Origin of the sequence: Actinophytocola sp., assembly GCF_049647105.1 — a bacterium.
GTDB lineage: Bacteria > Actinomycetota > Actinomycetes > Mycobacteriales > Pseudonocardiaceae > Actinophytocola.
In genome coordinates, this window is record NZ_JBARWZ010000101.1 from 1 (window position 1) to 25,805 (window position 25,805).

25 protein-coding genes are annotated in these 25,805 nt (G+C 71.1%); 10 read left to right on the forward strand and 15 right to left on the reverse strand.

The window, feature by feature from the left end:
• Positions 1-120: 120 nt before the first annotated feature.
• On the reverse strand, positions 121-696 hold the full coding sequence (locus WBA97_RS12765; RefSeq protein WP_424230979.1) for a TetR/AcrR family transcriptional regulator: 576 nt from the start codon (positions 694-696) through the stop codon (positions 121-123).
• Between the two features lie 85 nt (positions 697-781).
• On the opposite strand from WBA97_RS12765, the gene WBA97_RS12770 reads away from it, so the two are divergent.
• A complete protein-coding gene (locus WBA97_RS12770; protein ID WP_424230980.1) occupies positions 782-1,759 on the forward strand; it encodes a quinone oxidoreductase family protein in 978 nt (325 codons plus the stop codon).
• Positions 1,760-1,771: 12 nt separating this feature from the next.
• On the opposite strand, the gene WBA97_RS12775 is transcribed toward WBA97_RS12770, so the two are convergent.
• Entirely contained in the window at positions 1,772-2,377 is a 606-nt protein-coding gene (locus WBA97_RS12775; protein ID WP_424230981.1) for a hypothetical protein, read from the reverse strand.
• 30 nt (positions 2,378-2,407) lie between these two features.
• Between WBA97_RS12775 and WBA97_RS12780 the strand changes: the two genes are divergently transcribed.
• Positions 2,408-2,863: a peroxiredoxin gene (locus WBA97_RS12780; protein ID WP_424230982.1), complete on the forward strand. Its 456-nt coding sequence runs from the start codon at positions 2,408-2,410 to the stop codon at positions 2,861-2,863.
• A 38-nt stretch (positions 2,864-2,901) separates the two neighbouring features.
• On the opposite strand, the gene WBA97_RS12785 is transcribed toward WBA97_RS12780, so the two are convergent.
• The 3 genes from WBA97_RS12785 to WBA97_RS12795 form a co-directional block, all read right to left on the reverse strand.
• Positions 2,902-4,083 carry an LCP family protein gene (locus WBA97_RS12785; protein WP_424230983.1) on the reverse strand — a complete coding sequence of 394 codons (1,182 nt, stop codon included), beginning with the start codon at positions 4,081-4,083 and terminating at the stop codon, positions 2,902-2,904.
• A 216-nt stretch (positions 4,084-4,299) separates the two neighbouring features.
• Positions 4,300-4,983: an alpha/beta hydrolase gene (locus WBA97_RS12790; protein ID WP_424230984.1), complete on the reverse strand. Its 684-nt coding sequence runs from the start codon at positions 4,981-4,983 to the stop codon at positions 4,300-4,302.
• On the reverse strand, positions 4,980-5,759 hold the full coding sequence (locus tag WBA97_RS12795) for a TetR/AcrR family transcriptional regulator (RefSeq protein ID WP_424230985.1): 780 nt from the start codon (positions 5,757-5,759) through the stop codon (positions 4,980-4,982). Before WBA97_RS12795 ends, WBA97_RS12790 begins: the two co-directional genes overlap by 4 nt.
• Before the next feature lie 62 nt (positions 5,760-5,821).
• Between WBA97_RS12795 and WBA97_RS12800 the strand changes: the two genes are divergently transcribed.
• A complete protein-coding gene (locus tag WBA97_RS12800) occupies positions 5,822-6,676 on the forward strand; it encodes an SDR family oxidoreductase (protein ID WP_424230986.1) in 855 nt (284 codons plus the stop codon).
• A gap of 16 nt (positions 6,677-6,692) precedes the next feature.
• Positions 6,693-7,259 carry a nucleotidyltransferase family protein gene (locus tag WBA97_RS12805; RefSeq protein ID WP_424230987.1) on the forward strand — a complete coding sequence of 189 codons (567 nt, stop codon included), beginning with the start codon at positions 6,693-6,695 and terminating at the stop codon, positions 7,257-7,259.
• Positions 7,260-7,313: 54 nt separating this feature from the next.
• Here WBA97_RS12805 and WBA97_RS12810 read toward each other — a convergent pair whose 3' ends face one another.
• Entirely contained in the window at positions 7,314-9,179 is a 1,866-nt protein-coding gene (locus WBA97_RS12810; RefSeq protein WP_424230988.1) for an ABC transporter ATP-binding protein, read from the reverse strand.
• Positions 9,180-9,445: 266 nt separating this feature from the next.
• Between WBA97_RS12810 and WBA97_RS12815 the strand changes: the two genes are divergently transcribed.
• Positions 9,446-10,789, forward strand: a complete 1,344-nt coding sequence (locus WBA97_RS12815; protein ID WP_424230989.1) for a glycosyltransferase 87 family protein — start codon at positions 9,446-9,448, stop codon at positions 10,787-10,789.
• Positions 10,790-10,795: 6 nt separating this feature from the next.
• Here the strand turns inward: WBA97_RS12815 and WBA97_RS12820 are convergent, their stop codons facing one another.
• On the reverse strand, positions 10,796-11,005 hold the full coding sequence (locus WBA97_RS12820) for a helix-turn-helix domain-containing protein (RefSeq protein WP_133909271.1): 210 nt from the start codon (positions 11,003-11,005) through the stop codon (positions 10,796-10,798).
• 140 nt (positions 11,006-11,145) lie between these two features.
• Positions 11,146-12,777: an ABC-F family ATP-binding cassette domain-containing protein gene (locus WBA97_RS12825; protein ID WP_424230990.1), complete on the reverse strand. Its 1,632-nt coding sequence runs from the start codon at positions 12,775-12,777 to the stop codon at positions 11,146-11,148.
• Positions 12,778-13,024: 247 nt separating this feature from the next.
• Between WBA97_RS12825 and WBA97_RS12830 the strand changes: the two genes are divergently transcribed.
• Positions 13,025-13,789 carry an SDR family oxidoreductase gene (locus WBA97_RS12830; protein ID WP_424230991.1) on the forward strand — a complete coding sequence of 255 codons (765 nt, stop codon included), beginning with the start codon at positions 13,025-13,027 and terminating at the stop codon, positions 13,787-13,789.
• Between the two features lie 140 nt (positions 13,790-13,929).
• On the opposite strand, the gene WBA97_RS12835 is transcribed toward WBA97_RS12830, so the two are convergent.
• Positions 13,930-14,361, reverse strand: coding sequence for a type II toxin-antitoxin system Rv0910 family toxin (locus WBA97_RS12835; RefSeq protein ID WP_424230992.1), 432 nt, complete (start codon positions 14,359-14,361; stop codon positions 13,930-13,932).
• 118 nt (positions 14,362-14,479) lie between these two features.
• Here WBA97_RS12835 and WBA97_RS12840 point away from each other — a divergent pair, with 118 nt between their 5' ends.
• A complete protein-coding gene (locus tag WBA97_RS12840) occupies positions 14,480-15,370 on the forward strand; it encodes a hypothetical protein (RefSeq protein WP_424230993.1) in 891 nt (296 codons plus the stop codon).
• A gap of 56 nt (positions 15,371-15,426) precedes the next feature.
• Here the strand turns inward: WBA97_RS12840 and WBA97_RS12845 are convergent, their stop codons facing one another.
• Positions 15,427-18,222 carry a S8 family serine peptidase gene (locus WBA97_RS12845; RefSeq protein ID WP_424230994.1) on the reverse strand — a complete coding sequence of 932 codons (2,796 nt, stop codon included), beginning with the start codon at positions 18,220-18,222 and terminating at the stop codon, positions 15,427-15,429.
• 161 nt (positions 18,223-18,383) lie between these two features.
• Entirely contained in the window at positions 18,384-19,949 is a 1,566-nt protein-coding gene (locus tag WBA97_RS12850; RefSeq protein WP_424230995.1) for a deoxyguanosinetriphosphate triphosphohydrolase family protein, read from the reverse strand.
• 126 nt (positions 19,950-20,075) lie between these two features.
• On the opposite strand from WBA97_RS12850, the gene WBA97_RS12855 reads away from it, so the two are divergent.
• Positions 20,076-21,116 carry a lycopene cyclase family protein gene (locus WBA97_RS12855; RefSeq protein WP_424230996.1) on the forward strand — a complete coding sequence of 347 codons (1,041 nt, stop codon included), beginning with the start codon at positions 20,076-20,078 and terminating at the stop codon, positions 21,114-21,116.
• A gap of 95 nt (positions 21,117-21,211) precedes the next feature.
• The gene (locus WBA97_RS12860; RefSeq protein WP_424230997.1) at positions 21,212-21,598 is read left to right on the forward strand and encodes a MerR family transcriptional regulator; all 387 of its coding nucleotides are present in this window, start codon (positions 21,212-21,214) and stop codon (positions 21,596-21,598) included.
• On the opposite strand, the gene WBA97_RS12865 is transcribed toward WBA97_RS12860, so the two are convergent.
• Positions 21,585-22,241: a response regulator gene (locus tag WBA97_RS12865; RefSeq protein ID WP_424230998.1), complete on the reverse strand. Its 657-nt coding sequence runs from the start codon at positions 22,239-22,241 to the stop codon at positions 21,585-21,587. The genes WBA97_RS12860 and WBA97_RS12865 overlap by 14 nt on opposite strands.
• Positions 22,238-23,494 carry a sensor histidine kinase gene (locus WBA97_RS12870; protein WP_424230999.1) on the reverse strand — a complete coding sequence of 419 codons (1,257 nt, stop codon included), beginning with the start codon at positions 23,492-23,494 and terminating at the stop codon, positions 22,238-22,240. The genes WBA97_RS12865 and WBA97_RS12870 overlap by 4 nt, the downstream gene beginning before the upstream one ends.
• Positions 23,495-23,613: 119 nt before the next feature.
• On the opposite strand from WBA97_RS12870, the gene WBA97_RS12875 reads away from it, so the two are divergent.
• A complete protein-coding gene (locus WBA97_RS12875) occupies positions 23,614-24,873 on the forward strand; it encodes a hypothetical protein (RefSeq protein ID WP_424231000.1) in 1,260 nt (419 codons plus the stop codon).
• 83 nt (positions 24,874-24,956) lie between these two features.
• Here the strand turns inward: WBA97_RS12875 and WBA97_RS12880 are convergent, their stop codons facing one another.
• Together WBA97_RS12880 and sufU are read right to left on the reverse strand one after the other, a co-directional pair.
• Complete coding sequence (locus WBA97_RS12880; RefSeq protein WP_424231001.1) at positions 24,957-25,349, reverse strand: metal-sulfur cluster assembly factor; 393 nt, start codon at positions 25,347-25,349, stop codon at positions 24,957-24,959.
• Positions 25,346-25,789 carry a Fe-S cluster assembly sulfur transfer protein SufU gene (gene sufU / locus WBA97_RS12885; RefSeq protein ID WP_424231002.1) on the reverse strand — a complete coding sequence of 148 codons (444 nt, stop codon included), beginning with the start codon at positions 25,787-25,789 and terminating at the stop codon, positions 25,346-25,348. Before sufU ends, WBA97_RS12880 begins: the two co-directional genes overlap by 4 nt.
• Positions 25,790-25,805: the final 16 nt, after the last annotated feature.

Consider the following 25,805-nt stretch of genomic DNA (forward strand, 5'->3'; position numbering starts at 1 on the left):
CCCGCGAGTCCACCGTTCAGAACCCGCGAGTCCACCGTTCAGAACCCGCGAGTCCACCGTTCAGAACCCGCGAGTCCACGGTTCAGGACCGGCGAGTTGGTGATTCAGTGCAACCGGCGGTCAGCGATCCAGCAGTCCGGCGGCCATGGCCTGTAGCGCGGCGGTCAGGCGGGTGGTCTCGCCGCGTTCCAGCAGGCGGAGGATCGGGTCGCTGTGCAGGCCCGCCAGCAGGAGGTCCGCCAGCAGTTCCGCATCCAGGTCCGGGTTCACCGCTGCCAGCAGCTCGGTGACGTGGCCGTGCCAGCTCCGGTAGACCGGATGTTCGCGGGCCGGACCGTCGTGGGGTTTGGGCATCGACGCCACCTCCGCGCCCAGCGCCGCCATCAGGCCCTTGTTGCGGCCGACGACCTCGACCACCGCGGCGAGGAAGGCCATCAGGCGCTCGTGCGGCGGGGCACCGGGCCCCAGCGGCGGCTCCCCCGATCGGACCGACTCCCCCAGCTCGAACGCTCGGTCCTGCATCAGCGCCAGCATCAGCCCCATCCGGTTGCCGAAGCGGTGGAACACCGTCCCCTTGCCGACCCCGGCCGCCGCCGCGACCTGCTCGATCGTCACCTCGTCGGGACGGAACCTGCCGAGCAGCTCCTCCGTGGCGAGCAGGATCGCGCGGCGGTTGCGGGCCGCGTCCTGGCGCATACATCACCTCACATACTGGACCGGCAGTCCAGTTATGGTTAACTTGACCGAGAGTCCAATTAGTTCGTCGAGGCAGGAGAATACCGTGCGCAGAGTCCGATACCACGAGTACGGCGGCCCTGAAGTGCTGAAAGTCGAAGAAGCGGACGTCCCGGTCCCCGGCGAGGGGCAGGTGCTCATCCGCGCGACGGCGATCGGCGCCAACTTCGTCGACACCAAGTTCCGGCGCGGCCCATCGGCCGGGACCCTGTTCGACCTCCCGCTGCCGGGCTCGCCGACCGGCGACGTCGTCGGAACGGTCGAAGCCACCGGCCCCGGGGTGGACCCCGGCCTGGTGGGCACGCGGGTCGCGGCGCTCGCGGAGAAGGACGCCTTCGCCGACTTCGTGCTCGCCGACGCCGCCTGGCTCGCCCCGGTGCCCGAGAACCTCGACGATGGCGCGGCCAGCCTGCTGCCCAGCCCCGCACCCGTCGCGCTGCGTGTCCTGCGTACCGGGCGGCTCGCGGCCGGGGAGACCGTGCTCGTGCATGCCGCCGCAGGCACGATCGGCCACCTCGCCACGCAGCTCGCGAAGCTCGAAGGCGCCGGCACGGTCATCGCCACCGCCGGGTCCGCCGCGAAGCTCGACTTCGCCCGCGCGCACGGCGCGGACGTGGCCGTCGACTACACCCGCGACGACTGGCCAGAGCGGGTCCGGGCCGCGGCACCGAACGGTGTCGACGTGGTCCTCGACTCGGTCGGCGGGGCGGTGCTGCACCAGAGCGTCGACCTGCTCGTACCATTCGGCCGGGTCGTCGCCTACGGCGTGGCGTCGGGCGAGTTCGGCGAGATCCCGGTGGTGAGCCTGGTCGGTCTGCGTACGGTCACCGCGTTCTCGCTGCTGGCGTGGCGCGCGGCCGCACCGGAGCGTGCCACCGCCGAGGTCGCCGAGCTGACCGGGCAGCTCGCGTACGGGCGACTGCGCGGTTCCGTCCACACGCGACTGCCACTCGACGAAGCCGTTGCCGCGCACCGGATCCTCGACAGCCGGGCACAGCTCGGCAGGGTCCTGCTCATCCCATAGTCGCGACCGAGGTCACCGCAGCGCGAGGAACACCACGCCGCCCACGATCGGGCCGAGCACCGCACCGGCCACGACCTGCGCGACGGTGTGGTCCTCGACGACCACCCGGGACCAGCACACCAGCGCGAGCGCGGGCACGAGCAGCAGGTACCACGGCCCGTACAGCAGCACGATCGTCGCGAGCGCGCCACCCGCGACCGTCGCGTGCACGGACACCTTCCACCACCCGGTGATCACGAGACACGCGAGCAGCGTGGCGACCATCGACCAGGCCAGCGCCAGCACGTCCCTCGGTGCGCTGCCGACGAGCATGACCGCGAGCCCGACGAGGGTCGACACGAGGATCAGCAGGAGCGGCACCAGCCTGCGCTCGCGTTCCCGCACCCAGTGCCCGTCCCAGCGGCCACCCCGGGCGCCGCGCACCACGATCGCCATGGGGATCGCGCAGTAGAACACGGTCACGAGCAGACCCCAGCCGATGGTCGCGACGAGGTCGTGCTTGGTGGCGTACCAGGCGACGGCGAACGACAGCAGCGGCACGATCACGGCGGGCGAGAGCACCTCGGTGACCGCTCGCGCGAGGCGGAGCGGCAGACTGGGAGCGGCGGTGACGTCCACGGAACACATGGTGACAGGAAGGGATCGCGCATGAAGGTTGGGGAGCTCGTACCGGACTTCGAACTGCCGGACGAGACCGGCAAGCCCCGCACGCTGCGGGAGTTCCTCGAGACCGGCCCGGTGGTCCTGTTCTTCTACCCGGCCGCCATGACCAAGGGCTGTACCGCGGAGAGCTGCCACTTCCGCGACCTGGCCACCGAGTTCGCGGCGGTCGGCGCGCACCGGGTCGGGATCAGCCCGGACGCTCCCGCCAAGCAGGCCGAGTTCAGCGAGAAGCACGGGTTCGACTACCCGCTCCTGTCCGACACCGACGGCGCGGTGGCAACACTGTTCGGGGTTCGGCGGAGCTTCGGCCCGCTGCTGACCCGCAGGCACACGTTCGTGATCGACACCGACCGCAAGGTCCTGGAGGTCGTCAAGAGCGAGCTGCGGATGGCCGCCCACGCCGACCGCGCACTCGAGGTGCTACGCACCCGCACCACCTGAGACGCCGGAGTCCCCCGGGGGACTCCGGCCCTCTCCAACTAGTTGACGATCACGTCCGGCGGGACCGGTGTGTCCTCACGCAGTGCGTTGAACAGCTGCTCCGACTTCCCGTCGTCCCAGTCGTGGGCGCTCGGGTTGGTCACCGGCACCGTCGTGGTCACCGTGCTGCCGTCGGAGATGCCGCTCATCGCGAACCCGAGGCTCGCGAGGTGCCACAGGTGATCCTCCTCGTCGACGATCAGCGCATCGGTCGCCTCACCGATCATCGGGAACAGCGAGAACGGGTTCAGCAGCGTCCCGGGGCTCGCCATCTCCGCGGCCAGCGCACCGATGAACTTGCGCTGGTTCACCACGCGGTCGAGGTCCGACCGGGGGGTGGAGGCCGAGTACCGCATGCGCACGAATGCCAGCGCCTGCACACCGTCGAGCTCCTGGCGGCCCGCCGGGATGACCGCGCCGGTCTTGGTGTCCCGCATCTCCTCGGGGATGTCCATCTCGACGCCACCGACCGCGTCGACGATGCCCGCGAAGCCGCCGAAGCTGATCTCCGCGTAGTGGTCGATCCGCAGTCCGGTCGCACCCTCGACGGTCTTCACCAGCAGCGGTGCGTCACCGATCGAGAACGCGGCGTTGATCTTGTTGACGCCGTGGCCGGGGACCTCCACGTTCGAGTCCCGTGGCAGCGACAGCAGCGTCGGCGGTGTGTCGTTGTCCGGGATGTGCGCGACCATGATCGTGTCGGTGCGCTTGCCCGCCGCGTCGCCGGTGGTGAGCTTGGCCTTCTCCTCCTCGGTCAGGCCCTCACGACTGTCCGACCCGACGATCAGCCAGTTGGTGCCCGCCGCGGCGGCCGGGCGGCCAGGGTAGTCCTCGATGGCGGCGACGCGGTTCAGCGACGTGTCCATCCAGAAGAACCCGACACCGAGCAGCAGGAGCAGCACCAGGAACGTGATCCCGATCCGGCGTCCCCAGCGGGGCCTGCGGCGTGGTCTGCGTGGCGGTGGCGGCGGGTAGCCCTCACCACCCGATGGCGGCGGCCTGCGGTAGTCGTCCTGCCTCGGCGGCGGACCGTAGTTCGGCGGTTGCTCCTGCCCGGGCAGCGGCAGCATCCGGGTCTGGTGGTACGCGGGCTTGCGGCTGCCGCCCTGCGGCGGGCCGTAGCCGCGACCTTGACCAGGCGGCGGACCGGATCGCCGACGAGGCGGTGGTTGATAACTCATGACGTCCCCTCGCGGTCGCCCTGCGTTCCCTGGTTCGCTCCGCAAGCTCCGCTCATGACGCCCCCTCACAGGCTCCGGGGCGCCGCTCGCGGTCGCCCTGCGTTCCCTGGTTCGCTCCGCAAGCTCCGCTCACAACCCCACCCTTCCGTTTGAACACAAGACGTGGGGACCCACATGCAGGTTGCGCAACACGGGGCATACCGTACGAGACGATGATCAAACCGCCACGCGGAGTCCTGCCGGCATGGGTTTGGCCAGTGCCTCGGCGATGTCGTGGTCGACGTCTGTGATACCCAGCACGCCGAGTGTGAACCGCCTGACCAGCCGCGTCCACTCGCCATAGCGGCGCAGCAGCGCGTGCCCCTCACCGAGGACGTCGAACCTGGCCACCGCGTCGGTCACGTCCTTGGCCCGCCTGGCGTAGCTGAATGACAGCGCGGGGTCGGTCATGCGGTCACGGTCACCGTGCGCGATGAGCACCGTCCGGCCCGCCAGCTGCGCCACCGGCTCACCGTCGGGGGTCCACGGCGCGAGCGCGCACACGCCGACGACGGCGGGGTCGTCGGCGACCCGCAGCGCGACCCGGCCGCCCATGGAGTGCCCGACGAGTGCGACGGGCACGTCCGGGTGCGTCTCGCGGAGCCGGCCGAGGGCCCACCGCGCGTCGGCGACCGGGTCGAGGGCGGGCGCGTTCCAGCCGCGGTAACGGTTGCACAGCTGCCACACCGCGACCCCCGGCGCCCGGCGCAGGTCCCGCGCGAACGGGATCATCCGCAGGTACGCGGGGTGCCACGGCGCCGATGGCGCCGTGCTGTTCTCCTGACCGCCGTGGAGCACGAGCACCGCGCCCTCGGTGTCGCCACCACGCGCGCCGAGCCTGCGCAGCCGGGGTTCCGTCACGGGCCACTCCCCTTGTTCACGAACGCCTCGATCCCGTCCAGTACGCGGTCGAGCCCGAACTCGAACTCGTCCTCCCAGGTCAGCTCGTCGTCGCGCCACACGGCGGCAAGCGCGGGGAACCGCCGCGTGTCCAGGTGCTCGTCGAGCAGCGGCGCGAAGTGGCGCCAGAACTGCTCGTCGGACACGCCGGAGCGCTGCTCGTACCGCGTGGCGTCGGCGAGCTGACGCGCCCTGCCCTGCACGTAGCCGACCACGAGCCCGACGACGGCCATCATCTGCCCTCTGGACAGGCCGATGCCGGAGATCATGCGCAGCAGCCCGTCGAGCGCCGCGGTCTGGTTCGGGCCCATCATCCCGCGGGAGATCGACGCCTCCAGCAGCCACGGGTGGCGCCGGTAGCCCGCGAGGCTGCGGCGGGCGAAGGCGGCGAGGCCGGCCCGCCAGCCTGCCGGGTCCGGTTCCGGCGGCCCGTCCTCGCCCATCACGGTGTCGAGCATCAGCTCGAACAGCTCGGTCTTGCCTGGCAGGTAGCGGTAGAGCGACATGGTGCCCACGTCGAGCGCGTCGGCGACGCGGCGCATCGACAGCGCGCCGAGACCGTCGGTGTCGGCGATCTCGATGGCCGCCGCCACGATCCTCGGCACCGTCATGCCTGGTTTTCGGCCCCGCGACGGCGCCGGCTTGGTCCCCCACAGCAGCGCCATGGTCTCGGCTGACGCGGCGCCCCCGCCGAAGCTCGCGGCCTGGTTCGCCTCGGCGGTCTCGTCGGTGGTCATCGTGCCGCCATCGTAGATGCTACCGTTTATGCGTACAGTGTACCCATTTTTTGAGGAGTGTCATGAGGGTGTTGGTGACCGGGGCGACCGGTCATGTGGGGCGGCACGTGGTCGCGCAGCTCGCCGAGGCGGGGCACGACGTGCTGGCGATGACGAGGAACCCGGCGACGGCGGCGTTCCCGGCGAGCGTCGAGGTGGTGCGCGGCGACCTGCTCGCGCCCGCGTCGGTGCCGGTCGAGGGCGTCGAGCGGATGTACCTGTTCCCGGAGCCGAGGACCGCGACCGAGGTGGTGGCGCGGGCGAAGTCGGCCGGTGTCACGCGGATCGTGACGCTGTCCTCCGGCGCGGTGACCGGCGGCTTCGACACCGACTTCCAGCTGCCGGTCGAGCAGGCCGTCGAGGCGTCCGGCCTCGAGTACACCCACGTCCGGCCAGGAGACTTCGCGTCGAACACGGAACGGTTGTGGGCGCGGATGATCCGCGCCGACCGGGTGGTGCGGTACGCGCAGCCGGACGCGCCGAGCCTCGCGATCCACGACGGCGACATCGCGGCGGTGGCGGTGGCCGCGCTCACCGAGGACGGGCACACCGGGCGCTGGTACGACCTGACCGGCCCCGAGCTGCTGACCAGGCGCGAGCAGGTGGCCGCCATCGGCGACGCGCTCGGCGAACCGGTGCGGTTCGAGGAGGTCAGCCCGGTGCGGGCCAGGGAGATCCTGGAGCGGCAGGGCGGCTGGGGCGCCGAGAACGCGGGGTTCCTGCTGGGGTTCGACGACTACTCGGCGACCGGCCCGTCGTTCGACGACGTGGACTGGTCGGCGACGCTGGTGCCGTCGCCGACCGTCGAGGAGGTGCTCGGGCGGCCCGCGCGGACCTACGCGCAGTGGGCTCTGGACAACGTCGCCGCCTTCCGCTGAGGCATACGCTGCTGGTGTGACGGTTGCCGGGTTACTGCTCGCCGCGGGTGCGGGCACGCGGTACGGGATGCCGAAAGCACTGGTGCGTCACCAGGGACGCCTGTTCGTCGAGCATGCCGCCGACGTCCTGCACGCGGGCGGGTGCGCGCCGGTGGTGGTCGTGCTCGGTGCGCTGGCCGAGGACGTGCGCGGCACAGCGGAGTTGTCCGGATCGTCTCTTGTGGACAACCCGGACTGGGCGTCCGGCATGGGTTCCTCGCTGCGGGCGGGACTTGCCGCGCTCGCGGCGACGGACTGCGAGTCGGTTCTGGTGCTGCCGGTGGACACGCCGGGCATCACGGCCGGTGCGGTGCGCCGGTTCGTGGCGCTGTCCTCACCGGCGGCGCTGGCGCGGGCCACCTATGACGACGTGCCGGGACATCCGGTGCTGATCGGCCGCGACCGGTGGGCCGCGGTGTCGGAACTGGCGACCGGCGACGAGGGCGCGCGGCCATACCTGGCACGGCACAGGGTGGCCGCGGTGCCGTGCCAGGACGTGGCGCACGGCGCGGACGTCGACCGGCCGGAGGACCTGCCGGGCTGAGCGGGTCGCCGCTGTTTCCGGACGGCACGCTCGCACCCCAGACCGCCTTGCAGGTCAGGCCGCCGCGGACTGGTCCGCGAACTGGGTGCGGTAGAGCTCCGCATACCGGCCACCCGCCGCCAGCAGCGTGTCGTGGTCGCCGCGTTCGACGATCCGGCCCGCCTCCACCACCAGGATCTGGTCCGCCGCCCGCACCGTCGACAGCCGGTGCGCGATCACGATCGCCGTGCGGTCGGCAAGCGCGTAGGTCAGCGCCTCCTGAACGGCCACCTCCGACTCGGAGTCCAGGTGCGCGGTCGCCTCGTCGAGGATCACCACCTTCGGCTCGGCCAGCAACAGTCGCGCGATCGTGAGCCGCTGCCGTTCACCGCCCGACAACCGGTAGCCACGCTCCCCCACCAGCGTCTCGAGCCCGTCCGGCAGACCGCGCACCAGATCGGCCAGCCGGGCCCGCCGCAGCGCCGCCCACACCTCGTCCTCGGTGGCGGATGGCCTGGGGTACAACAGGTTCGCGCGGATCGTGTCGTGGAACAGGTGCCCGTCCTGGGTGACAACGCCGACCGTGTCGCGCAACGCGTCGAACGACAGGTCGCGGACGTCCACATCGGACAGCCGGACGACACCGGCGTCCACGTCGTACAGGCGTGGCACCAGCGACGCGATGGTCGACTTGCCCGCACCCGACGACCCGACCAGCGCGACCGTCTCCCCGGCCTCTGCGCGGAAGCCGATGCCGTGCAGGACCTCCTCGCCACCGCGCTTGTCCAGCACCGCCACCTCCTCCAGCGACGCGAGCGACACCTGGTCCGGCGCAGGGTAGGCGAAGCGCACGTCGTCGAACTCGACCGACACGCCGCCCGCAGGCACGGTCCGGGGCGACGGCTTCTCCTCGATCATCGGCTTCAGGTCGAGCACCTCGAAGACCCGCTCGAAGGACACCAGCGCGGTCATCACGTCCACCCGGACGTTCGCGAGCGCCGTCAGCGGCGTGTACAACCTGGTCAGCAGCAACGCGAGCGCCACAACCGTGCCGGGCGAGAGCGCGCCCGTGATCGCCAGGTATCCGCCCAGCCCGTACACCAGCGCCTGCGCGAGCGCCGACACGAGCGTCAGGCTCGTCATGAACCAGCGGGTCAGCATCGCCGACCGCACCCCGATGTCGCGCACCCGCGCCGCGCGCCCGGAGAACTCCTGCAGCTCCGCCCCCGGGTGCCCGAACAGCTTCACGAGCGTCGCGCCCGGCGCGGAGAAACGCTCGGTCATCTGTGTGGTCATGGACGCGTTCAGCCCGGCGGACTCGCGCTGCAGGTCGGCCATCCGCCGCCCCATCCGCCGCGCTGGCAGCACGAAGATGGGCAGCAGCACCAGCGCCAGCGCGGTCACCTGCCACGACAGCGTCATCATCACGGCGACCGACAGCACCAGCTGGATCACGTTCGTCACGAGCCCAGCGAGCGTCGACGTGAACGCCCGCTGCGCGCCCATCACGTCGTTGTTGAGCCGCGACACCAGTGCACCCGTGCGGGTCCTGGTGAAGAACGCGACCGGCATCCGCTGCACGTGCCCGAACACCGCGCGCCGCAGGTCGTAGATCAGCCCCTCACCGATGCGGGAGGACTGCCACCGCTCGGCCAGCCCCAGCCCGGCGTCCAGGATCGCCACCCCCGCGATCGCGACCGCGAGCCACACGACCGTCGACACGGCGCCGCCGCCGACGATCGCGTTCACGACCTGGCCTGCCAGGAGCGGCGTGCTCACCGCGAGTACCGCCGAGATCATCGTCAGTGCCAGGAACACCGCCAGCTTGCCCCGGTGCGGCCCGGCGAAGCTGTAGACCCGCCGGATCGTGCCCTTCCGCAGCCCCTTCGGCGCGTCGTTCGCGTGCATGGCACCACGCATCAGCGTCCAGCTGTTCTCCACGTGCACCCCTCTCTGCCCCTAGTGTCCCGAACCGGAAATCTGGCACATGATTCGGCGGCCCAGCCTCCCTCTGGAGGCGTTGCCGATCCACCCAAGTACAACCCGGTACGAGGGAGGATCGGTGCCTTGCCGGCAGAAACCTGGATCCACCGACTCACGCACCGCATTCCCGGTTCGGGACACTAGATGGCAACGCCGGTGGTGGTCGGCGCCTTCCCGGTTACCCGGAGAGCGAACACGTCGGCATGCCTCGGTAGCCTGCCCGCGTGGAGCGGACCTTTCGTCGAGCGTTGCGCCTTGACCTGCTCTTCTACGGCATCAGCCTGGTCTTCGCCGCCGGCAACGCGGTGTTCTCCGAGTTCTACGGCTACCGCGTCTGGGGCAACTTCGCGACGGCCGGCTATCTGGTGGCCGTCGCGCTCACCGCGGCCCAGCTAGTGTCCCGCACCGACCTGTCGGCGACCTCGAGGTGGCTGTGGTCGCGCTGGACGCCCGTGGTGGTCGTCGCCCTGTTCGCCGGGGTCGTGCCGCTGCTCGTGCTGATCTTCCGCCGCGACCCGGGCTTCGTGTGGGGCCAATGGCCGTGGTCGTTCCCTTCGCAGCCCGAGGTGTGGGTCGTCGAACGGTCCGCGCGGCTGCTTATGGACAACGGCACGCCCTACCCGGACCTCGGCCTGCTCGGCAGGCCGCCGCACCCCGACGACTACACGCCCTACGGCCCGGCCATGACCGTCTTCGGCCTGCCGCGCGCGTTGTTCGGCGACGGTCCGTTCACCGACGCGCGGGTGGCGTTCGCGGTCGTCACCGTGCTGGCGATCGTGCTGACGCTCAAGGTCATGGGGTGGCCGAGGGTGCCGGTCCCGGCCGCGCAGCTCGCCGCGGTCAGCCCGCTGACCCTGCTGACGATGGTGGTCGCAGGCGACGACATCCCGGTGATCGCGCTGATCGTGCTCGCCGCGGCGCTCGCGTTCCGTGCGAGTCCCGCGTGGGCGGGCCTCGTGATCGCCGTGGTCATCAACATGAAGCTCACGGCGCTGCCCGCCCTCGCGGTCATCGCTGTCGCGATCATCGCCGCACGCGGCCGCCGAGCGATGTTGATCTTCTTTGGTACAGTGATCACCACGACGGCGGTACTGGTGATCCCAGTGCTGTCGGTCGACCCCCAGTCGTTCGTCGAGCACGTGGTCCTCTACCCGGCCGGGCTCGGCGAGGCAGCCTCACCGGCCGCCAGTCCACTGCCCGGCCACCTGATCGCGCAGCTCGGGCCGGTCGGGCACGCCGTGTCGCTCGCGCTGCTCGCTCTCGCGGCGATCGCGATCGCGGCGTGGCTGGTGATCCGCCCGCCCCGCGACCCCGCTGACGTGATGCTGCGTACCGCGGTGGGGCTGGGTACGGCGATCATCCTCGCGCCGGCCACGCGCTGGGGGTACCTCGTGTACCCGCTGGCGATGCTGGGCGCGATGCTCGGCTTCTCCGCCGCCGCGCGCAGGGAGGGGAGACGGACGCCCGCGGGACCGACCGATGACGACCGCCTCAGCCCCACAGACAGAGTCAACTGCGCTGACGACGATCCGGTCGCGAACCCCGACACCCGCGGCATCCAAGCGTGATCCCAGTTACTTCTTCTTCGTTCGCGTTGCGCCACCTCTGCCGCGCAACGTCACCCCGGACTCTGACAGGACGCGGTGCACGAACCCGTACGACCGTCCTGTCGACTCGGCCAGGGCACGAATGCTGGCGCCCTTCTCATACTTCTTCTTGAGATCGGCCGCCAGTTTGTCGCGCGTACTGCCGGTAATCCGCGCGCCCTTCTTCAGATCAGCCACGTCGTCCGCCTTCCGTAGCGTGTGACGGAGGTTTACTGGAACATCTGCCGTGGCAATGATCGAACACGAGCGCGTGGAATGCCAGGCGAGATCGAAAATAGCCGTGAAATCGGTCACGCCTCACCGGTATGGCGCAGTGGTCAGGCCAGCTGCACAAGCTCGAGGTAGTCCGCTGACCAGTGATCTTCCGTGCCGTCGGGCAGCAGGATCACCCGTTCCGGTTCCAGCGCCTCGACCGCGCCGGGGTCGTGCGTGACGAGCACGACAGCGCCGGTGTACCCACGCAACGCCTCCAGGACGCGCTCGCGGGAGGCCGGGTCGAGGTTGTTCGTCGGCTCGTCGAGCAGGAGCACGTTGGCGGCGCTGGACACCAGGCCTGCCAGCGCGAGCCTGGTCTTCTCACCGCCGGACAGTGTGCCAGCAGGCTGTTCCAGCTGCTCGCCGGTGAACAGGAACGTGCCGAGCAGCGACCGGAGCTGCTGCGCGGGGGTGTCCGGTGCGGCGTGCCGCACGTTCTCCCACACCGACGCGTCGTGGTCCAGCGTCTCGTGCTCCTGGGCGTAGTACCCGATCCGCAGCCCGTGGCCAGGCACGACCTCACCGGAGTCGCCGGCCTCCCGGCCGCCGAGCAGCCGCAGCAGCGTGGTCTTGCCCGCGCCGTTGAGGCCCAGCACGACCACGCGGGAGCCGCGGTCGATGGCGAGGTCCACGCCGGTGAACACTTCGAGGGACCCGTAGGACTTGGAGAGACCCTCCGCGGTGAGCGGGGTCTTGCCGCACGGGGCTGGCTCCGGGAAGCGGATCTTCGCGACCTTGTCGGCCTGGCGGACCTCCTCGAGGCCGGACAGCAACCGCTCGGCGCGCTTCGCCATGTTCTGCGCGGCGACGGCCTTGGTCGCCTTCGCACGCATCTTGTCGGCCTGCGCCTGCAGCGCGCCTGCCTTCTTCTCGGCGTTGGCCCGCTCGCGGCGGCGGCGCTTCTCGTCGGCCGCGCGGGCGTCGAGGTAGCGCTGCCAGCCCATGTTGTACAGGTCGACCTGGCCGCGCATGGCGTCGAGGAACCAGACCTTGTTGACCACCTCGGCGAGCAGGTCGACGTCGTGGCTGATCACCACGAGCCCGCCGCTGTGGCCCTTGAGGAAGCCGCGCAGCCAGTTGACCGAGTCGGCGTCGAGGTGGTTGGTCGGCTCGTCGAGCAGCAGGGTGGTGCCGGAGCCGCCGCTTCCCGCCCCCGCCTCGGAGGCGGCGAACAGGATGCGGGCCAGCTCGACGCGGCGGCGCTGACCGCCGGAGAGCGTGCCGACCTCCTGTGCGAGCACACGGTCGGCGAGACCGAGGTTCGCGCAGATGCGGGCCGCCTCGCTCTCGGCCGCGTAGCCGCCGAGCGCGGCGAACCGCTCCTCGAGGCGGCCGTAGCGGCGGACCGCCTTGTCCCGACTGTTGTCGTCGGCGTGCTCGGACATGGCCGAGTGCGCCTTCTCCATCTCGCGGAGCAGCTCGTCGAGGCCACGCGCGGACAGCACGCGGTCCTTCGCGGTGACGGAAAGGTTGCCCTCCCTCGGATCCTGCGGCAGGTAGCCGATCTCACCGGAGCGGCGCAGGTCGCCTGCGTAGGGCTCGCCTTCGCCCGCGAGGACACGCAGAGAGGTGGTCTTGCCCGCGCCGTTGCGGCCGACGAGGCCGATGCGGTCGCCCGCCTGGACGCGCAGTGTGGCGTCGGAGAGCAGGATGCGGGTACCGGCACGCAGTTCGAGGTCAGTTGCGGTGATCATGGTCTGGAAACTCCGGGAAGTTGGTCGTGGGCAGGCCTCGTACGCCCGCGGATCGTGACCAGCGGGCTCGCCTGCGACCTAGGCCGTACGGATCACCACATCCCCGACTATACGTGCCGGGGACAACCGGGTTTTGCCCGCACTCTCCACCGGCCTCATCCGAGGCCCGTGACGCTCCGCGATCACCGGCGGGAACGCCAGGGCGCGCACTCGCGACTAAGCGGGCGCTTAGCTAGAGTCATGTCCCATGACACCGGACTTCAAGGGAAAGGTCGCGCTGGTCACGGGTGCCAGCCGCGGCATCGGCCACGCGATCGCCGTAGAGCTCGCTCGTGGCGGCGCCGCCGTCACCATCTCCTCGCGCAAACCCGACCAGATCGCGGCCGCCGCCGACGAGCTGCGCGGGCTCGTGCCGGACGCGCGGGTGCTGGCCGTGCCCGCCAACACCGGCAGCGACGATGACCGGGCCGAGGTCGTGCGCCGCACGGTCGAGGAGTTCGGCTCGCTCGACGTGCTGATCAACAACACCGGCATCAACCCGACCTACGGCCCGCTCGCCGACGCGGATCTCGGCGCGGTCCGCAAGCTGTTCGACGTGAACGTCGTCGGTGCGCTTGGCTACGTGCAGCTCGCGCTGAAGGCGTGGATGGCAGAGCACGGCGGGTCGATCGTGAACATCGCGTCGGTGGCGGGCCTGCGGTCCTCCGGCGTCATCGCCGCGTACGGCGCGAGCAAGGCCGCGCTGATCCGGCTCACCGAGGAGCTGGCGTGGCAGCTCGGGCCCGGTGTGCGGGTCAACGCGGTGGCCCCCGCGGTGGTCAAGACGAAGTTCGCCGAGGCGCTGTACAGCGCGGACGAGGAAGCCGTGGCCGCGCGGTACCCGATGCGACGGCTCGGCGACCCGGCCGACGTTGCGCAGCTGGTCGCGTTCCTCGCGTCCGACCAGGCCTCGTGGATCACCGGCGAGACCGTGCGGGTGGACGGCGGGATGCTCGCGACCGGCTCGCTCTGATTGGGTGGGGCAGCATTGGTGCTCACCGGGACAGCGGCCGCGCCTGCGTGGCGACCAGTGCCCGGACGCCCCGGTTGAGCGCCTGCTGCCGCCGTCGGCCGCCGGCGGGGTGATCGACGCGCCGGCTTCTGGGCAGCGCGTCACCTGACGAGTTTCGCCAGCGCCTCGACCGAGCGCCGCACGTCCGCGCGTACCGCCCTGCCGATCGCCATGCCCACCGGGCCGAAGACCGGGCGCCCGGTCACCTCCGCGTCGATGGTCACGGTCGAGCCCGCACCGTCCGCGCGGATGGCGAGGCTCAGCGCCACCTTCACGCCGCCGACGCCCCGGCCCTTGATCGTCAGCGCCGACGGTGGCGCGTAGGACTCGATCAGCCAGGTGATCCGGTTGCGCAGCCCCATCACCTTCACGACGGACGTGAGTGCGGTGCCCCGCCCGATCTCGGCGGGCAGCTCGCCGCGCCAGCCGTCGTGGAGGGCCATCCACTCGTCGAAGCGGTTCAGGTCCGAGGCCACCGCCCACGTGCGGGACGGGGACGCGGGCACGGCGGCGGTCGCGTTGACTTTCGGCACGTCGCGAAGCCTATGCCCCATCGACCCAGCGGGCTGCCCCTATGGGCGCCCAAGCGCCGTGTCGTCGCGCCGGTATTTCCCAACACTGGGAGGCAACCCAGCAGAGAGGTTGTCCACAATGGCCGCCCCCAAGATCAAACAGTTGTTCTTCCAGACCGAGGGCGAGGGATTCGCCCACGAGCACGGCGAGGCGAACTCCGCGGAGAAGGTCTACGTCTACCTCGAGCTCGAGAACGACGACTACAACGAGACCGGGCCGTTCAGCGTCACGTTCACCGCGGGCGGGCAGTTCGTCAGCGGCGCGACGCACCAGAGCATGACGGCGGGCGCCAACGACGAGGAGTGGTTCACCGCGGGCCCGCTCGGCGTGGGACAGCACGAGCTGAAGGTCACGCTCGAGTCGGAGGACGCGGCGGGCTACGCGTGGGACGAGCCAGCCGTCGAGGCGAGCCTGTGGGTCACCGTCATCGCCGCGCGGGGCAGCGCCATCCCCGACGACTCGGAGCACAGCCGCGACTGGGCGTACGTGAACATCATCATCAACGCCGACAACTTCCTCGAGAAGCCGTTGCGGGGCGGTCGTTTCTACGCCCGCATCACCGACGCGGACGGCAAGACGGCGGCACACGACGGCGACGTCGACGAGGGCATCCTGTCCATCCCGGGGGTGTGGGCGCCGAGGAAGGACGCGACCCTCATCCTGTACGTCGACGCGCTGCACGGCGACGACTACCTGCGGCTCGAAGGCTCCGGTGACTTCGCCGTGACCGGCGACAACGTCAAGTTCCGCGCCGCGCAAGGGTTCCAGGACGTCACCGTGACCGCGTCGGACTCGGAGACGGCCGCGCACAAGGCCGGGGTCAAGGGCTCGGCCGGGATCGAGTTCAAGATCATCAAGATCGGCGGCGAGTACGCGTCGGAGGATGAGAACAGCCGGACCACCGGCAGCAGTCAGGAATGGACGATCCGGATCCCGAAGGACAACCTCAAGCTGAGTCAGGTCCAGTAGCCGGAAAAGCGGCCGCCCGCCGGTCGGAACCGGCGGGCGGCCATCAGGAGATCACCTTACGGCTGCACGTACCCGTTGAGGTGCAACGAGACCGCGCGGACGGAGCCGGTGTCGGCGTTCGCCCGGTCAGCCACGTTGAGCGTCCACGTGCCATCCGCCGGCGCGCCGATCAGCGCGTCGAGGGAGGTCGTCGGCCGCCACGTGCCGGTGAACGGTGCGTTCGCCGAGGTGACCGACGAGAACGCCCGCTCGGCGGCGTCGTCGAACACCACCTGGCACAGGTTCTTGCCGTTGGAACCGTTGCGGCTGAACACCGTCGCGGTCGCACCGCTCGGGGAGGTCAGCGTGCCGACCAGGTCACCGACGTAGGTGTGGTCGACGCCCACGGTCGTCGAACCCGTCGTGGTGTTGCAGGTCGCGCCGTCGATCGACAGCGAGATCCTCGACGCCCGGCCGAAGCCGGCCACCGGGAACTGCACCGTCGCGCCGACCGTGCTGTTGTCGGGGATCGCCACCGGCGCACCGGCGTAGGCGAAGGTCACCGTCTCATCCGACGGCTGCCCGACACCCACCGAGAACGTCGACGTGCGCGGCGACAACGTGCCCGCGAACGTCACCCGGGTGGCGAACTGGACCGGCACACCGACCTGGTGCGTCGATGGCACCGTGATCGTGTAGTCCTTCACCACGGTCTCGCCACGCGGGATCGTGCCGTAGGACTGGGCGCGCGGGGTCACGGTCACGCCAGGGGTGGAGGTGGTGAGCACGACGCTCGTCGACACCGCGGTGCCGTCACCGACGTTGGTCACCGGAAGGGAGACCGTCGCGGTGTCACCCGGCTGCAGGTATTCGCTGCCGCTGTCCGGCGTCACCTTCGGCGTCTCCGCGACCGCGAGCGGCTGCGGGCTGGCACCGGTGAAGGCGAGCACCCGGTCGGCGAGGATCACACCGTGGCCACTGCGGCCGTCCACACCCGGCTCCGCGATGTCGATCGCCGTGCTGACGAGCGCCTCACGCACCTCCGCCGGGTCGATGCCCGGGTTGCCGGAGAGCACGAGACCCGCGATGGCCGCAGCGTGCGGGGCCGCCGCCGAGGTGCCGAAGAACGGGTCGAACCCGTCGACGCTGGTGCGCACGCCGTCCGCGGCGGTGATGTCCGGCTTCTGCCGAACCTCGCCACCCGGGATGGGCGTGCCGTCGGCCTCGAAGAACACCTTGCGCGGGCCGTCCGAGGTGAACCGCTCGAGCTTCGAGGTCGCGTCGTAGGCGTTCGGGAACGGACCGGCCGGGTTGGCCGGGTCACCGGTCTCCAGGTCGAACGGCAGCGGGTCCTTGGCGGGGGCCGCGGCCGTCGAGAACGCGCCACGCGCGGCGGAGTGGCCGAACGTGACACCCGGGGTGACGAACGCCTTCAGCGTGCCCTGGTCCTTGAACCGGCCACGCAGCGCGGAGAGCGAGAAGTACCGGTCGGCGCCGGTGAACTTCACGACCGCGATCCGCAGGTTGGTGCCCGATGGCACGTCCACCCGCTCGTACGCGTCCTGCGTACCGGTCTGGTAGTTCTGGCTCATGGCGCGCACGTTGCCCGCCGAGTCCAGGATGTAGAGGTCGTAGTCGTTCGCGGATCCGCCGAGCGGGTCGGCCCAGTTGAGCAGGACCGGCGCGCCGGCCGACTCGTTGGACAGCGGCTCGAGGATCTGCGTGCCGGGGCCGGGGTCGAAGTCGTGGGCGTAGCCCGCGAACTTGCCGACGACCTGGCCGGAGTTGACGTAGTCACCCTCCCAGTGGCCCGCGGTGCCGTCCACGGTGTTGCCCTCGTTGCCCGCCGAGGAGAAGTACAGGGCGCCGTCGGCGATCACGTCGTTCACGGCCTGGGCGATGATCCAGTCCTGGAACGGCGCTTCCTTGAAGTAGATGATGTCGTCGACGATGATGTCGCAGTTCAGCTCGAGGCGAAGCGCGCGGATGTTGTCCGCGAAGCTCGCGTCACCGTTGAACGCCGTGGCGAAACCGAGCTCGGCGCCGGGGGCCACGTCGTGGATGATCTCGAGCATCGCGGTGCCCTCGTCACCAGAGCCCGCCTCGCCGGTCAGGACGTCGACCGAGGGCAGTTCGCCGCCCGCCTGCGACGTGGCGAGCGAGTCGATGCCGTCGGACAGGGCGCAGATCTTGACGCCGATGCCGGTGACCCCGATGTCCGCACGCGCGGTGTCCGCGTTGTGCGCCCGGTTGCCCTCACTGTCGATGGCCCCGGCGCGGTCGGCGAGTGCCGCACGCGTGTTCTGCTCGATCCGCGCGGCCTTCTCCTGCTTGGACTCGATCTTGGCATCCCGGTCCGGGTTGAGCTCGCGCGCGGTCATGAAGCCGCCCGCCTCCTCGACCCGCGAGACGTCCTTGCGCGCCGCGATCGTGTTGACCGCCGACAGCGGGACCTCGGCACGCACGGTGCCGTACCGCTCCGAGACCGACTTGACGCCCGCGCCGTTCGCGGCCAGGTCCTTGAGCAGGCCGTCGCTGACGGTCGCCCGGATGTCGACCGTCACCTTGCCTGCCGAGGAGGTCTCGACCCCGTTGTCCAGCAACGGAACCGAGCTCGTCGATGCCCGGCTCTTGTTCATCCGCTGCTGCACGACCAGCTGAGTGTCCACTTTGGCCTCAGCGGCGGACTGGCTCTTCTTGATGTTCTGGAGCGCGGCGATCTGGTTGGCCGCGTTCTTCTCCGCGGAGATCTGCTGGTCCTCACGCGGCGGTGCCGCCGCGGCCGGACTGGCGAGCCCCACGACGGCCAGCAGCACCGCTGCGCTGGTCAGTAGGGCTCGGGATCTTCGGGATGCGTGTGCAGGTGTACGCACGGACTTTCCTCCGCGAAATGCTCGGCCGTGCCCCGACACACGACAACCCAATGCCGGGGTGCCCCCGGCCGGACCAACGTATGGTCAGAACCTTTCCGACGCAGCGGCCATTCGGCCCAACCACACTCCATGTGTGTTAACAGTTGCCGCCTGTCAACGACCTACAGTACGAAGGCGTCGGACCAGGGCTGCGCGCTGCGCCCGGAAAGCGCGTCGAGCAGTGTCGCGGCCTGACTGTCCGTGAGGGACGCGACGAAATCGATCACAGCACGTCCCCTTGCCAGTTCCCGGATTCCGGACTCGCCCCGCGGCGGCTCACCGGTCGCTCCGACCAAAGTGGACATATCGGTCGCGGCCAGTGCGCGGTACTCGGTCTCGGCCAGGTCGACGAGGTCGCCGAGCCGTCGCGGCAGCCGGTTCGCCTCGAACCGGTCACCGAGCCACTGCTCGAGCGCCTCCACCAGCGAGGTCAGCAGCGCGGCCTGTCCCCGTTGGTGCAGCGCGAGATCCGGCCGCAGCAGCACGAACCGGCGGTGCACGAACTTGAGCACCTGCACCTCGTGCCACTGTGCTGGGGCCAGCATGACGTGACCGGAACGGGTGGGCGGGTCCATCACGACGTTCATGCCGTCGACGAGCCGTACGGTCCACACCGACGAGAACCGCGCGACCGCCTGCTCCGCCTCGACCGAACCGTCGAACGGGATGTGGAGCATGCCGTCGACCAGCTCGGCGCGGACCCGGGACACGGCGGCGACGAACGCGTCGTCGTCGACCACCCACGCGTCGCGGCGTCGCATGCGGCGGCGGAGCAGTTCGAGTGAGTAGCCGGGGCGGCGGGCCTGCGCGACGAGCGTCGCGTCGTCGAGCGCGGCCAGCTCCAGCGCGCCGGCGAGCCAATGTTCCAGCTCCGCCGCGACCGGGGCGTGCTGCAGGACGCCGATGCGGTGGAAGTCCTCCAGGTCGTGGATGGCGTAGGCGATGTCGTCCGCGGTGTCCATGGCCGACGCCTCGACGGTCTGCTGCCAGCTCGCGAGCCGCCCGGCGAACGCGGCACGCGACTGTGCCATGTCGTCGAGTTCCGTTACGTAGACCGAGAACTTGCTCGACCCGGTGCCGGGCTCCTCGGCCGGTTCCGACGCGCCGCGCGGCGGCGCGGACATGTGCCGGGGATGTGGCTCCGGGTGGGTGAGGCGGGTCCACGGGTACTTGAGCATCGCCGCGCGGACCGCGGCGGTGAGGTCGAGTCCGACGGCACTGGGGCCGCCGGTGTCGGTGGTGGTGACGATCCGCAGGCTCTGCGCGTTGCCCTCGAACCCGTCGGGGAGGCTGAACCGGTGCCGCGCGAGCCGGTCGAGCACCTGCTCGCCGAGGTGGCCGAACGGCGGGTGGCCGAGGTCGTGGGCGAGGCCGGCGGCCTCGGCGACATCCGGGTCGCAGCCGCCGAGCTTGTCGAGCATCGGCGCGAACACGGGATCGGCACGCAGCCGCTCCGCGATGGCGCGGGCGACCTGGGCGACCTTGAGGCTGTGCGTCAGGCGGTTGTGGAGCAGGCCGGAACCGGACGCGCTGACCACCTGGGTGACCCCGCCGAGCCGCGCGAAGAACGGCGACGCGACCACCCGGTCCCGGTCGACCCGGTACGGGCTCGCCGCGAGATCACCGGACTCGGGCCCCGCCAACCGCTCCGAACGACGTGCCTCCCTGGGCTCGACCTGATCAGCCATGTGGATGACCCTAGAGGCCGCGCGAACAGGGCATGGCGGCGCCCGCCGGGCATCCACCGACCCTATTCGCGCGGCCTCTAGCGCCCGTGCACGGCCGGCCCTCGGAGACTGTGGTGGGATCGGCCGGTGGCGGACGTGGTCGTGGTCGGTGGTGGCCCCTCTGGGTGGGCCCTCGCCTCGGCGTGCGCGCGGGGCGGGCACGCCGTCACGCTCGTCGCGCCTGGTCACGGGTGGCGGGCGACCTACGGGATGTGGGCCGACGAGGTGTCGGTGCTGCCGCCAGGGTCGCGGTGGGTGGCCACCCCCGCGCGGGGCGGCGAGCGGCTGCTGCCGCGCGGGTACGCGGTGCTGGACAACGCGTCGGTGCTGGCCGCGTGCGCGCACCCGGGCATCGAGGTGGTGCGGAACCGCGCGGCCGCGATGACCGCGACGTCGGCGACCCTCACGACCGGCGAGGTACGGCACGGCATGGTCTTCGACGCGACCGGCGCCCGGGGCGGGGGCATCGAGCAGACGGCCTACGGGGTGGTGGTCCCGGCGGGCTCCCGCGCGGAGGAAGCGGTCTTCATGGACTGGCGTCCGCCCAACGGCCAGTTCCTCGGGCCCGCCACGTTCCTCTACGCGGTCCCGCTGCCGGACGGCCGGATGCTGTTGGAGGAGACCAGCCTCGCGCGTGCACCGGCCCTGGGTTTCGGCGAGCTGCGGGACCGCCTGTACGCGCGGGTCGGCACGGTGATCGGCCCGGTCGAGCGGGTCCGGTTTCCCGTCGACGTCCCGCCGCCGCCGCGACGGGCACGCGGCGCCATCCCGTTCGGCGCCGCGGCCGGACTCGTCCACCCCGCCACCGGGTTCTCGGTCGCCGACTCCTTCCGCCTCGCCCCCGCGATCGCCGACACGATCGGGCGAGGCGAGCGGGCCGTGCGGCGTGTCATCTGGCCGCGGCGAGCGCGGCTCGTGTACCGCCTGCGCCGCCGGGGGCTCGCGACACTGCTCAGCCTCACCGCCGAGGAGCACGAGGAGTTCTTCGACCTGTTCTTCGACCTGCCCGCCCGGCACCAGCGTGCCTATCTCTCCGGGAGGGCGGATCCGGCCGGGACCGCCGCCGCCATGGCGGCGTTGTTCCGCGCCGCCCCGGCCCGTCTTCGCCGGAAGATGGCCAAGCCATGACACCCCGGCGGGGACCCATGCCGGCGCCGGGAAGGGCCTCTCTCGTAACGCATCGTGTTAGCCTCGGGCTCACCGACGGGACCTCAGGGGGACCAGTGCGCTACTCACCGGGCCAGGTCGCCGAGCAGACCGGTTTCAGCCTCGACACCCTGCGCTACTACGAGCGAATCGGCCTGCTGGACGACATCGCGCGCAACTCGGGCGGTCGGCGCGTGTTCACCGAGGACGACCTGGCGTGGCTGCGGATCCTGCGCTGCCTGCGGGACACGGGCATGCCGATCCAGCGGATGGTGCGCTACGCGGAGCTGGTGCGTGGCGGCGACGAGACCGTCGCGGAACGGCTCGAGGTGCTGCGCGAGCACGACCGCGACATCGACGAGAAGATCGCGCACCTGCGGGTCGAGCAGGAGCACATCCGGTCGAAGATCGACCATTACCAGCAGAACCTGGCCGGGCGCACGGAGTCGGTCAGCCAGGCGTGACGAAACCCGTCTCGTAGGCCAGGATCACGGCCTGCGTGCGGTCCCGCGCGCCCAGCTTCGCGAGCACGTTGCCCACGTGCGTCTTCACGGTCTGCACGCTGACGAACAGCCGCTCCCCGATCTCCACATTGGACAGTCCGGTCGCCATCAGGCGTAGCACCTCGGCCTCGCGCTCGGTGAGCCCGGCCCGCGCCAGTCCGTTCGCGCGGCCACCGCCGTGCGCGGCGGCGAGCGCCCGGATCGCGGACGGGAACAGCAGCGACTCCCCGCTCACCACCATGCGGATGGCACGCACGATGTCCTCGGGCCTTGTGCGCTTGAGCAGGAAGCCGTTGGCGCCTGCGCGGAGCGCGTCGTAAACGTAGTCGTCGTTCTCGAACGTCGTCACCACCAGGATCTTCGGCGGCGCGGCGACGGTCTCCATGATGTGCTTGCTGGCCTGGATGCCGTCGACCGCCGGCATGCGCACGTCCATCAGCACGACGTCCGGGTGCAGCCTGGTGACGAGCGGCAGCACCTCGGCCCCGTCACCAGCCTCGCCGACGACGGTCAGGTCCGGCTCCGCGTTGATGATCGCCCGCAGCCCCGCCCTGATCAGCTCCTCGTCGTCGACGAGCAACACCGTCGTCTTGCCGTCCGTCATCCGCGCACCGTCCTCAGTGGAATTCGCACCTGTACTTGCCAGCGCCCGTTCTCGGGCCCGGCGGTCATCTGTCCACGCAGGACGGTCACGCGCTCGCGCATGCCGGACAGGCCATGCCCGCCGCCCGCCCTCGGCTTCGCCCTGCCATCGTCGTGGATGGGGTTGGAGAGGTCGAGCTCGAACCGGTCGTCGCCGGTGGCGAGCCGCAGCGCGACCGGCACCTTGCCCGCGTGCCGCAGAACGTTCGTGAGCCCTTCCTGGACGATCCGGTACGCCTCACGGGACACCGCGGGCGGCACCTCGTCGAGCACCCCCTCCACGGTGGACTCAACGGCGACACCGGCGATCCTGGTCTGTTCGAGCAGGTCCGGCAGGTTCGCGAGCGTCCACTGTGGGCGGTCGGTGCCCTGATCCTCGCGGAGCAGGCCCAGCACGTGGTCGAGGTCGGCGAGCGCGGCGCGGGCGGACTCCTCGATGGCGGACAGCGCCGTGCGCGCGAACCCGGGGTCGGTGTCGAGGATCCGGCCCGCGGCGCTGGCCTGGATGGTGACGACGCTCAGCGCGTGGCCGACGGAGTCGTGCAGCTCGCGGGCGAGCCGGTTGCGTTCGGCCAGCTGCTCGGTGCGCTGCTCCAGCTCGGCGAGCCGTTCCGCGGCGGTAGGCCCGAGCAGGAAGGGCGCGGCACGGGCGGCCAGTACGGCCGCCCCGTCGACGAGGTGAACGAGGACGAGAAACGCGGCGAGCCCGGCGAGCGGCACCCAGGCGCCAGCCCATCCGTCCGGCACCCGGATGGTCAGCCCGAGCACGTCGACCCGGCCTGCGAACGGCGCGAAGAAGGTGAGGACGACGGTCGGCGGCACGGCCAGGGTGAGGACCGAGAGCACCCCGCCGACGAGGAGGTGCACCACGAACCACCCGGCGAACCGTGCCCGCGACTCCCACGACAGCGCGACCCGGGTGGCCTGCTCGGGCACCCCGTCACCGAGCAGCTCCCGGGCGGCGGTCCCCTCGATCACCCGCACGGCGGGGATCAGCGACATGAGCACCATGACCCCGATGACCACGACCAGCGACAACGCGACGACCAGGAGGGTCTCGTCCCGGAACGCGGCGGGCATCAGGGACGGCAGGACCATGCCCGCGATCAGCATGAACGGGACCAGCACGGCACCGCCCAGGATCAGGAACACCCATCGCCGGTAGGTCGACGGGCGGATCACCGGGCCCAGCACCGAGTCGAGAACTGCCGCCACACCACGATCCTGGCAGACCCGCGGCGTCGTGGCCCTCCCCCACACGACCAGCGGAGATCACTCCCGGGAGGGAGCGAGGCCGCTACGCTGCACAACGGTCGCGCGGAACGAGGACGGGGATGGCTGAAGACGAGATCGAGACGCCACGCGGTCGACCGACCCCGCCGATCGACGGCCCCACGGTGATGGGCCCCTCGACAGGCAACCTCCAGGGCCCCGCACCGGAGGAACCGCCCCTTCCCGCGGCACCCGCGCGTGGCGCAGACCCGGACGAGCCCACCGTCGCCGCCACGACCGACGACACCGCCCCCGCAACACCACCCACCGCATGGCCCGACGACCCGACCGTCGCCACCCCGATCAGCGACATCACCCACCTCGAACCCGGGAACGCCGAACCCACCACGTGGCTCGACGGCCCGACCGTCGTCACCCCGGTCGACGCGGCGGCGTCCGACGAGTCGCCGACCACCACCGGGTCCACGGTCGGCGGCTGGCCGCTCGACGAGTTGCTCCCGCCCCCACCCACCGACCTCGCCTGGCGCCCCGACACGCCGGAACCACCGCCAGCGCCCCGCCGCCCCGCGTACTACGTCGCCCTCGGTGCGTCCGTCGTCCTCGTCGTGGCGCTCGTCGCCGCGGCGGCGCTCGTGACCGTCCTGCGGCCCACGCGGGAGGTCGTGGGCACCGCGAGTCCCGGCCCTGCCATTCCCGAGATCACCGGCAGCGCCCCACCGCCCGCCCCCACGACCACCACCGGCCCGCCTCCCGGGCCCGCCACGCACCCGCTGTCCAGTTCGCCGGCCCGGATGGCGGACGCGACCTGCGCGCTCCCCCGTTTCGACCTCGCCGACGACCGGCAGGCCGCGTTCTACGCCGCCGCCAGGACCTGCGCGGACGACGCCTGGCGCGGCGTGCTCGCCGGGGCCGGTCTCGAGGGCACCGTCGAGGTCGTCACGGTGACCAGCCCGGTGCGGACCGGCTCGTGTGGCGAGATCCTCCCGGCGAGCCCATCGACCCAGTGCGACGGCACGGTCTACATGACGCCCGCCCACCTGCGCGACACCGAGCGGAACGGCCGCTACCCCGGCCGCTACTTCGGCGTGTTCCTCCGCGAGTACGCCCGCGCCCTCCAGTTCACGACCGGCCTCGCCGAGTTGGCCGCCGCCGTCGACGACGCGGAGGCCCGGCTCGCACAGCAGGCCACCTGCCTCGCGGGCGTCGCGAGCGGCGCCATGGCGAACCGGGGTGCGGTCGACGCCAACATCACCGGCGAGATCAGCGACCGACTGTCCTCCGTGGACGCGCCACCGGACGCCAAAGTCATGCTGGACAAGGGTTTTCAGGAGCGCACGCTCAAGGCGTGCAACACCTGGTGAACGTCACGGCCGCCGAGAGGAGCCGGTCGTGACACGAGAAAGCCACGCGGGCAAGCGTGCCCGCGTGGCTTTTCGAGGAACCGTCAGATGGTGAAGCCGAGTGCCCTCAGCTGCTCGCGACCGTCGTCGGTGATCTTCTCCGGGCCCCACGGCGGCATCCAGACCCAGTTGATCCGGAAGTCGCCGACGACACCGCCGCCCGGGCCCGCGGTGAGCGCGGCACGGGTCTGGTCCTCGATCACGTCGGTCAGCGGGCAGGCCGCGGACGTCAGCGTCATGTCGATCGTCGCCGTGTTGTCGGCCTCGACATGGATGTCGTACACGAGACCGAGGTCGACGACGTTGATGCCCAGCTCGGGATCGACGACGTCGCGCATGGCCTCCTCGACGTCCTCGACCGCGGCCACGTCCGCCTTCGGCTCCGGCGGCTCCGGCAACGCCTCGACGCCTCGGTCAACCTCTTCGGTGCTGCTCATGCTGCTCCTCCGTTCGCCTTGACCACCGCGTCCTTGAACGCCATCCACCCCAGCAGCGCGCACTTCACGCGTGCCGGGTACTTCGCCACTCCCGCGAACGCGACGCCGTCTTCGAGCACGTCCTCGTCCGGTTCGACCTTGCCGCGGCTCTGCACCATCTCGACGAACGCGTCCAGGGTGGACAGCGCCTCGCCGACCGGCTTGCCGGTGACCAGGTCGGTCAGCACCGAGGTGGAGGCCTGGCTGATCGAACAACCCTGGCCCTCGTAGGAGACGTCGGTGACCTTGTCGTCCACGACCGCGACCCGCAGCGTCACCTCGTCGCCACAGGTCGGGTTGACCTGGAACGACTCGGCGTCATACGGCTCCCGCAGGCCACGGCCGTGCGGGTTCTTGTAGTGGTCCAGGATGATCTCCTGGTACATGGACTCAAGGTTCACTGACCCGCCTCCCCGG